We start from the raw sequence: 8,899 nt of genomic DNA, 5'->3' as shown, positions 1-8,899 counted from the left end.
GCACGAACCGCCCATGCACAGCTTCCAGTTCGCCCGCCCACAACCTGACATCAGCAAGGTCCCCACCCATAACCACACCAACGACCAACCTGGCCACCAGTCACGGCAAGCACCGTTGCAGTACTAGATGCAGGGTCACGACGGCTCGGACGAGGCTTGTGACGCGAGTGGTCGAGTACCGCGGCTTGCGGAGGAGTAGCCAGGACTTGAGGGTGGCGACGGCTTGCTCGACCAGGGCCCGGATCTCGGCGTGAGACCGGCTGACGGCCTTCTGACCTCGGGACGGTGTCTCCCAACGTCCCCGGTACGGGACGCGGACTGTGCCCCCGGCACCTCGGTATCCCTTGTCGGCCCAGCACGTGATGTCGGCGTCCGTGAGTGTGCGGACGACGCCGTGTTCGTGGGCGGTCCGGACGTCGTGGACGGCACCGGGCAGAGCCGGAGAGGTCCACAGCAGCCAACCGGACGGATCGGCCAGGCCCTGCACGTTCATCCCGCGTTTCTTGTGCTTGCCGGAGTGGAAGGGGCGGTCCGCGGCGATGCGGTCGATGAGCAGCAGGGTGCCGTCCATCAGCACGAATGCCTTCGTCGATGCCGTACGGGCCGCCTCCTCGAGGGCTGGGGCAAGTGCGGCCAGGAGCTCGACGGCCTCGGCGACGTACCGGTAGGCGGTCGTGGTCCCGATGCCGAACCCGGTCGCGAGCTGGGCATACGGGTGGCCGTTGCGAAGGTGGGCGAGAGTGAGTAGGGCCTGTCGGCCCGGGCTCAGGCGCCGCCACCGGGTGCCGAGCTCGCGACGGTGTCGGCGGAGCTTTGTGGACAGGAAGCGCAGGGCAGAGCTGGACACGTCGATGCCCGACGGGTAGACAAGCACACGAAGCCTCTGGTGGAGACGGTTCTCTTGGTCGAAAACCCGCCTACCAGAGGCTTCACCTGTCTGTCAGTCCAATGGGCTTGTCCTGCGGCCAGGTTGGAAAGGGCTCATTGCACCGTGGATGACCGGTCAGGCCGGCCCTACCGTCACAGTGCGTTGCCGCACCACGATCACGAGATCGACATCAGTGACGCGCGCGGCGGGTATCTCGGACCCGCGTACTTCGCGCAGGCGGCCACCCCCGAACAACTCGGGGCCCTGCGCACAGCCCGGGCGGAGCGTGCCCGGTCTGGCGCAGCCGCCCGCGATCACGTGCTTGTCGGTTGGAGCACGGCGGAAAGCCAGTTCCTACGGACAGCGCCGGGTGTAGTCGGCATGGTGCCGCGCAATATTGGTGGCGGGCGTTGTCGCGTCGATGCCACACTGCGCGGGTGATCGACGATCTTCCAGCTTCCTTCGCCGTCCGACACCCGACCTCTGATGACCATCCACGGGTGCTTGCCGTACTGGATCGGTGGTGGGGCGGGATGAAGGGGGAGGCGGGAGCGCTGGAGCGGGCATTGCTGCTGCCCCGGCTGTATTTTCAGCATTTCAGCTCGACCAGTTTCCTTGTCGAGTACCCCGACGGAGAACTGGCCGCGTTCCTCATCGGTTTCCTGTCACAGACGGAACCGGACACCGCCTACGTCCACTTCGCAGGCCTGGATCCTTCACTGCACGGGCAGGGCCTCGGAAGGTCTCTTTACCGGGCGTTCTTTACGCTCGTCCGGTCGCAGGGCCGCCGGTACGTGAACTGCGTCACCAGCCCCGAGAACACCGTTTCGCGTAACTTCCACACCCGCCTCGGTTTCAGCGCCTCCGGCCCCCTGTTGGACTACGACGGACCCGGCCTCGCCCGCGTGGCCTTCAGCATCGGCTTGACCGACGAACCGACCCGCCCCGCGCGAAGGCTCCGGGTGCTGGACAAGACCCTTTACCTCGAACACCTCCCGGAGCTGCGAGAGCCGAGCGACGATCACTGGCTGGCCCTGGTCCGTGCTCCAGAAGGGCTGACGGTGATCCGCGCCGCCAGTTCCTCCGCTGCGATCCAAGACCGCTGGGTCGCGCTCTACGACGCCGACCCGGACCACGGCCTCGACGAACCGGGCTTGCTGGCCGCAGTCCTCACACCGCTGGCCCGCGCCGCAGTTCCGGCGTTCACTGCCTCGACCTACCACGCTGACCTCGTGCTGGTACCCGAGGAACGCCGGGATCTGGCACTGGACGCCTTGCGTTCGGCTGGATTCGAAATCTGCTGATTCTTGCACCCGACCGCGTGGCTCAAGAGTGATAATCGCGCTCGAAGGCCCGGCGGCTCCAACTCACGGCCACACACTGATCGCTGATCACTGATGACAGCGGGCTCTGCGGCAAAGTACACGGAGTCCGGGGCGGCGGCCACCGCGGCGGACATGGTGGTGAGACTCCACCGGCTCCAGCCTGCCGGGGCTTCTGCACGCAGTTATGAGACGACGATGCCGCACCGGAGTGCTCCGGTGCGGCATCGTCGTGAGGCTGGTTGCGCCGATGTTGCACCGCGCGGACGGCGCCTCACCCGGTTTGTGATCCGGTGAAGACGAGGGCCGCGGTACGGCCATTACCTGCATACCTGCAAAGATCCTGCTGCGCACAGCGATTATGCCCTCACAAGTCTTGATCCTCGGGCGGCGTCGGGCTCCGCTGCCGTCTCAGCTGCGGTGGCTGGAACCGGCACCTGCCAGTCCCGTGCAGAGAAGAACGTATGTGGCCAGAGCCGGGAGCGGCACTTGCCCGCCCATGCGGTCGATGTCGTCGATGAAGTACCCGGAAAGCGCTACCCAGGACAGCCCACCGGTGATCAGCAGTACTGTGTTGCCGGCCTTCCCCATCACCCGCATGCCGGCCCACAGCGATACGGGCATCAGCGCCCAGGAAGCGGCCGTCGTGACCAGGAACTCGAACGCACCGGAGAACACCGTGTCGCCCGCGGCAGCGCTGCCGCGGGCCCATGCGTAGCCGGACGACATGAGGGTGTGACTGGCCGCGGTGGCACCGGTGACGGTCAGGGTCCCTTTTAAGTGTCGTGCGCATCGTCTGGCGGGGACCCTCGCTCTTCCTCGGCTGAGGGTCCGGCGGAAAAGCGACCGATCGGTCGAATCTGTAGACACCTCCTGAAGGTAGGCGATGCTCACGACTCACGCATAAGTAGCGCTCCTTACCCTCTCCGCTGATTGGTGGTCCGTTTGAGTTTGATGCCCTGCTCGTGAGGGCTGGAGCATGCACTTGTTGCCTGTCCGGTTGACGCATGTCGGTGCCCGCGCGGTCGCCTCCCCACCGAGGGGGTGTCCGTGGTTGCCATAGCCGGCTCGGTGCTCCAGGCGCTGGGAGGGTGTTCCCCTGCGGTGGACCGTCTTGGGGGGCGTAGACACCGTGGGGGCGTCGGCAGGCGCGACATGCGGTCGGAGCCGAGCCAGCCGAGGACCTGGGCAGGCAAGCCGGTCAGCGTGTGGGCGATGCGAGGGCGTCGTAGTGTCCGGCTGCAGCCACTGTGAGACGTTCACGGCCAGCACGAGCCGGCCGTCCACTCCCCTCAGCAGTAGTACGGGCCTTGACCCCTGATGTTGGACACACGAGACACTGGATCCTGCGGATCTGAGAACGGACATCTCGTGGTCATGAAGAACTACCCGCCGCAGTTCAAGGCGGACGCGGTCGCGCTGTACGAGTCGCGGCCGGAAGCGACGATCAGGTCGGTCGCCGCCGATCTGGGGATCAATCCGGAGACACTGCGGAACTGGGTGAGGGCAGCCGGGGTGAGCCGTCCCCGAGGACGGCGGACGCAGGAGCCGGCCCAGCCGCCCGCCCCGCTGGAGGCGGAGAACGCCGCCTTGCGGAAGAAGGTCCGTGAGCTGGAGGAGGAACGCGAGATCCTGCGCAAGGCCGCGAAGTATTTCGCCGGGGAGACGCGCTGGTGAACCGCTTCCAGTGCGTCGCCGACTTCCAGCGCCGCCACGGCGTGAAGCGGCTCTGCAGCATCCTCGGCGTCAGCCGCTCGAGCTTCTACTACTGGCAATGGACGGCCGTCGACCGGGCCGCCCGGCAGGCGGCCGACGCGAAGCTGGCCGCCCGGATACGGGCGGTGCACCAGGAATCGGACGGCACCTACGGAGCCCCGAGGATCACCGCCGAGCTCCGCGAGGAGAACGGTGTCGCGGTCAACCACAAGCGCGTCGCCAGGATCATGCGGGCGTCCGGGATCGAAGGGGTCCGGTTGCGTCGCCGGCACCGCACCACCGTCTCTGACCCGGCAGCGGCCAAGGCCTCGGATCTGATCAGCCGCGACTTCACCGCGGACAGGCCGAACACGAAGTACGTCGGCGACATCACCTACCTGCCCCTTGAGGGCGGGAAGTTCTGCTACCTGGCGACCGTCATCGACCTCGCCTCACGCCGTCTGGCCGGCTGGGCGATCGCCGGCCCCATGCACGCGGACCTCGTCACCGACGCCCTGGCCGCGGCGATCCGCACCCGCGGCAGCCACGCCGGATCGATCATGCACACCGACCACGGAGCCCAGTACACGAGCAGGATTTTCGCCGAAGCCTGCAGGTCAGCAGGGGTTCAGCAAAGCATGAGCGCGGTCGGGTCCAGCGCGGACAACGCGCTGGCCGAGTCCTTCAACGCGACGTTCAAACGCGAGACCCTGCAAGGACGAAAGAGCTGGCCGACCGAGCGCGAGGCCCGACTCGACGCCTTCCGATGGCTCCACCGCTACAACACCCGACGCCGACACTCCCACCTCGGACAACGATCACCGATCGCCTTCGAGAACGCCCTCCACCGCACACCAACTACGCTGGCACAAGCCGCATAACCCGTGTTCAGGATTCGGGGTCAAGGCCCGTGCTTGAAACGGCACCCGATGCTGTTGTCCGGGTCGTCTCCGGGGATCTGCAGGAGGATCAACCGGTCATCCCCTTGCAGTATGGTCAACGATTCACTGGCTTTGGTTGTCTCCACCTCGAAGTACTGCTTGCCGTCCACTGTCTCCAGCGTCCAGCTCCCCTGGCCGTCTTCTCTGCCGGTGATGCGGGATTCACTCACGCTGTAGCCCGTTGCCCAATGCTTCCACCGGGCCGAACCGCCCTTCTCCAACACGAGAGAGGCGTCGCACGACCCACCGGCATGCCAGTGACCCGCGAGGTCGGAACGGTTGACGTCTTCTGCTTCGGGCTCCGGGGAGCATCCGGCGGCAAGGCCAGTAGCGAGACAGAGGAGGATGGTGGCTGCCAAACGATGTTGCATTCATGCCCCCGGCTTCATATGTGAGGCAGACGATATACCTCGGTCAGAGGTGCTTTCCCAGAGGGCCTCCAGACCGGTCCGGGCCGGCCAGGCCGAGTGTCCCGAGCGCGGCGCAATTTGGGTGGCCGGGGTGGACCGGCGTTCGAACACTGTGTATTGCTCGCGGCGGTGCGTGGTGAGGGCCTGCAGGGCTCGGAAGGAAACGTTCGGTGAACAGAGCGCCGACGCCGCGCTCGCCGCAGGCCAAGGCCGCACCACTGCCTGAGACTCCTCGCTTGCCGGGGCGGCACAAACAGCTGGCCGGCACTGCACGGCCCGGCCTTTTCTTCCCACAGGGGACGGGGGGCACGGACAAGCGTGCGCCGCGGCCAACGTACTGGTCGCGACGCACGCTTCATCCGCTCCGCCAGGCGCTACACGTCGCTACGGCCTCTCCGCCGTGTACCAGCAACATGGCCGGAGCCCAGGGTCCGTCTTCGAACCGATCTTGCCCAGAGCAGGAGTGACGCGAGACCGACCGCTGCCTCGTACGAGGTGGCGGTCTCGTCGTACCTGGTGGCGATGCCGCAGAAACCTTGAGCCGGTTGAAACAGCGCTCGACGACGTTGCGTCGGCGGTAGATCTGCCGGTCGAATGCCGGTGGCCGACCACCGCGGCGACCGCGGTTGCGGCGGTGTTGCTGCTGATCGTTCTTCTCCGGGATGGTGCACGCGATGCCGCGATTACGCAGGTAGGAGCGGAAGCCTCGGGAGCTGTAGGCCTTGTCTGCGACGACCTGGTCGGGTCTGCAGTGTGGGCGGCCGAGGCCGGTGCGCGGGACCCGGATCCGTTCCAGGAGGAGACGTGCGCAGACGTCGTCGTGGCGTTCACCTGGGGTGAGCAGGATGGCGAGGGGACGTCCGCGGCCGTCACAGGCGAGGTGGATCTTGCTGGTCAGTCCTCCTCGGGATCGGCCGAGGGCGTGATCGTCCGGTTCGTCCTGCCGATGCCGCCCCCTTTTCGGCCGGTGGCCGCAGCGTGCTGGTGGGCGCGGACGGTGGTGGAGTCGATCTGGAAACGAACCAGTCGATGTTGCCGGCCGCGTCAGCGCGGGCCTGGATCCGCTGGAGAGCCCCGGTGAACACGCCGTCCAGGGCATAGCGGCGGAAACGGGTGTAGACCGTCTTCCACGGCGCCGATGTCCGATCCGCGGCTACGGAAGCAATCGACTCGGCCGAGGGCACGCTTGAGGACGCACTGCGCGCGGAAGACCGCCTGCTCGGCGAAACGTTCACCCCCGCGTCTGGAGAGCTTGCCCGGGCAGCACCCGCGGCCGGGGTTCACACGCGCGAGGTGGAGTTGGACATCGAAGAGGTGCTGCGCGCGAACCTCGTCCGACATTCGTGATAGTTCATCAATCTTTGTCCCGCTGGCGGGGAGGGAATGATTCCGGGCCGTGTGATGCAAGTGTTCGAGGGCATCGCGGCGTTTCCTGGTGAAGATCGTGTGGCATCTCGTGTGCGCCTCGTGACCACTGAGGTCTGAGAGATGCGTCTTCCCGTGGGAGGAAGTCTTGATGCAACGCACCGTCGGTGTGTGCGTCCAGGGTGCCCGGAGGAGAACCCGCCTTGCCACCGCCGCGGCCCTGGCCGCCGGTGCCCTGGCCCTGTCCCTGCTGCCAACCACGGGCGCGGTCGCGGCGGATGAGCCGGGCTCGGCGTGGGGCAAGGACGCGCCGAGTCTCACGATGCCCGAGGTGAAGGTCGGCTCCAACGAGCCGGCCAAGCCCGAGGCGGAGGCCAAGCCCTCCGAAGAGGTCAACCGTGGCGGGCGGCTCAGAAAAAGCGGGCTCAGGGCGGCGAGGCCGCCACCACACGCGCGGTCCGCACCGCGACGCCCGCGACATACGTGCCCGAGGGCCGGGGCAACGTGCCCTGGCACAAGATCAGCGACTTCGCGATCATGGATGCCCCGACGGCCCGGGTCGACTACTTCACCGGCAACCTGATGCTCACTGCCACGGACTTCTCCCTCGCGGGCGTCGGCCAGCAGCTCACCCTGGCGCGCTCCTACAACTCCCTCGACGCATCTGGGGCAAGGTCTCCCAGCGCTGGTGGCAGCAGTACGAGCGCTATCTGCAGATCCTCGACGACGAGGTCGTCCTCTACGACGCCTCCGGCGACACCCTGCGCTTCGACAAGGCTGCGGACGGCTCCTTCACCACATCCAAGGGCTACTCCGAGGAGCTGGAGAAGAACGCCGACGGCACCTACACCGTCACCAACTGGAAGTCCCACACCGAAGGCACCTACAGCAAGCACGGCACCCTGACCAAGGTCACCGACAAGAACAAGGGCGCCATCACCGTCACCCAGCACGGCCAGGGCGACGAGCACAAGGGCTTCAAGCTGACCGAGACCCGCTCCGGCCGCTGGATCGACCTGCTCAAGGCCGACGCCTCACAGTGGCAGGCCAAGGACAACTCCGGCCGCGCCGTCGTCTTCGACCTCGACCCGGCCGGCAACCTGCACAGGGCCACCGACGCCGACAAGGCCACCACCTTCGACTCCAAGGTTTCCTGGGGGCCCACTCCTACTCCGTTGGCGGCACCCCCTACCTGGCGCCTGAACTGGTCCTGCTGTTCAAGGCCAAGCATCCACGGCCCAAGGATCAGGAAGACTTCGGCTCAATCCTCCCGCACCGTCAGCTCAGCGCACAGTCCTGGGGCTCGGTGAGTGGCCAGGCCGATCACGTACGGTCAGCGGCATGACAGCTGCGCTGCGGCCCGGACCGCTCAAGGATGACCCCGGGGTGTGCTGCCGCTCCGCGGCCCCGGCTAGCCTGGGCGTCAGCCGGTGGGCGCGGTCACCTCCCGGGCGCACAGGCGCTCGTCCGTGGGTCCGGTGACCGCCTCGCCCGTCTCCAGCGAGAAGCTGGAGTGGTGCAGGGGGCAGGTGATCCGCAGCCGCGCGGCGTTGACATAGCCGTGGGCGAGGAAGCCCTTGCGGTGCGGACACGCCGCGTCCACCTCGAACTCCCGGCCGCCGACCCGTACCCGGAGCTTGTCCTCGCCCACTTGCTCGATGGTGGCGTCGTTCACTCAGACCGCCTTGAGCGCGGAGGCGACCGCCGCCTCGGTGGCGCCGCCGATGACGTCGCTGGCCATCTTGAACCCGGCCCAGACCTTGACCGGCTGAAGGTCGGCCTCGGCGTCGAACTCGCGGATGGCCACCTGGAGCTCCTTGGCGTGGAAGTGGTCGATGTGCAGGTGCTCGGTGTAGTAGCGAGCGCCCTGGAGGCCGAGCCGTTGCGCCGCCGCGGCGAAGCACTTGAAGGCGTAGAGGATGCTGGATTCGAGGTAGCAGAGCGTGCCGAGGAAGTACTCCGGGCGCGGTGCCCGCGCGGCCGCCCAGAAGAACGTGTTGACGTAGGCGTACGTCTCCTCGTTCGTGCGGTCGAGATAGTCCCCGACGTCCAGGGACATGCCCAGTTCGGTCATCAGGTCGCGATAGATGTTGAAGTGCGCCTGGTCGAGGTTTCCGCAGCCGAACTCGTCGATGAGCACCCGGAACACGGCCATCTTGGCCTTCCTCGGAAGCCGCCAGACGATCGGCAGGAAGGATTCGGACTCGGTGAGGCCGTCCACCGCGAACTGCGCGACGACCTCCTTGAACTGTTCCAGGTCGAGATCCTCCGCCATGACGCGCTCGAACTCCGGCGGGT

General features: G+C 67.0%; 9 protein-coding genes. 3 read left to right on the top strand and 6 right to left on the bottom strand.

Features of this window, described 5'->3' with window-relative positions; all coding sequences use genetic code 11:
* Window positions 1-100 precede the first annotated feature (100 nt).
* A complete protein-coding gene (locus RIF68_RS17460; RefSeq protein WP_076681987.1) occupies window positions 101-874 on the bottom strand; it encodes an IS5/IS1182 family transposase in 774 nt (257 codons plus the stop codon).
* A 431-nt stretch (window positions 875-1,305) separates the two neighbouring features.
* On the opposite strand from RIF68_RS17460, the gene RIF68_RS17455 reads away from it, so the two are divergent.
* Complete coding sequence (locus tag RIF68_RS17455) at window positions 1,306-2,172, top strand: GNAT family N-acetyltransferase (RefSeq protein ID WP_309052196.1); 867 nt, start codon at window positions 1,306-1,308, stop codon at window positions 2,170-2,172.
* A gap of 429 nt (window positions 2,173-2,601) precedes the next feature.
* On the opposite strand, the gene RIF68_RS17450 is transcribed toward RIF68_RS17455, so the two are convergent.
* Window positions 2,602-2,919: a hypothetical protein gene (locus tag RIF68_RS17450; RefSeq protein ID WP_076681985.1), complete on the bottom strand. Its 318-nt coding sequence runs from the start codon at window positions 2,917-2,919 to the stop codon at window positions 2,602-2,604.
* 642 nt (window positions 2,920-3,561) lie between these two features.
* On the opposite strand from RIF68_RS17450, the gene RIF68_RS17445 reads away from it, so the two are divergent.
* A protein-coding gene (locus tag RIF68_RS17445) for an IS3 family transposase (protein ID WP_309052195.1) occupies window positions 3,562-4,766 on the top strand; the annotation gives its coding sequence in 2 pieces (ribosomal slippage) (window positions 3,562-3,853 and window positions 3,853-4,766; 1,206 coding nt in all).
* A 20-nt stretch (window positions 4,767-4,786) separates the two neighbouring features.
* On the opposite strand, the gene RIF68_RS17440 is transcribed toward RIF68_RS17445, so the two are convergent.
* Window positions 4,787-5,185, bottom strand: a complete 399-nt coding sequence (locus RIF68_RS17440) for a hypothetical protein (protein WP_123985556.1) — start codon at window positions 5,183-5,185, stop codon at window positions 4,787-4,789.
* A 406-nt stretch (window positions 5,186-5,591) separates the two neighbouring features.
* Complete coding sequence (locus RIF68_RS36505; protein ID WP_375165714.1) at window positions 5,592-6,335, bottom strand: IS5 family transposase; 744 nt, start codon at window positions 6,333-6,335, stop codon at window positions 5,592-5,594.
* An 803-nt stretch (window positions 6,336-7,138) separates the two neighbouring features.
* Between RIF68_RS36505 and RIF68_RS17435 the strand changes: the two genes are divergently transcribed.
* Window positions 7,139-7,507, top strand: coding sequence for a DUF6531 domain-containing protein (locus tag RIF68_RS17435; RefSeq protein ID WP_309052197.1), 369 nt, complete (start codon window positions 7,139-7,141; stop codon window positions 7,505-7,507).
* Window positions 7,508-8,024: 517 nt separating this feature from the next.
* Here the strand turns inward: RIF68_RS17435 and RIF68_RS17430 are convergent.
* Both RIF68_RS17430 and RIF68_RS17425 read right to left on the bottom strand, forming a co-directional pair.
* Window positions 8,025-8,276: a Rieske 2Fe-2S domain-containing protein gene (locus RIF68_RS17430; protein ID WP_079249804.1), complete on the bottom strand. Its 252-nt coding sequence runs from the start codon at window positions 8,274-8,276 to the stop codon at window positions 8,025-8,027.
* Window positions 8,277-8,899 (bottom strand): iron-containing redox enzyme family protein (locus RIF68_RS17425; protein WP_309052194.1); only part of this gene is annotated, 623 nt, incomplete at its 5' end.

Source organism: Streptomyces sp. (assembly GCF_031178505.1).
In the GTDB taxonomy this organism is placed as follows: domain Bacteria; phylum Actinomycetota; class Actinomycetes; order Streptomycetales; family Streptomycetaceae; genus Streptomyces; species Streptomyces gulbargensis.
This window is presented reverse-complemented; position numbering and strand designations above follow the sequence as displayed.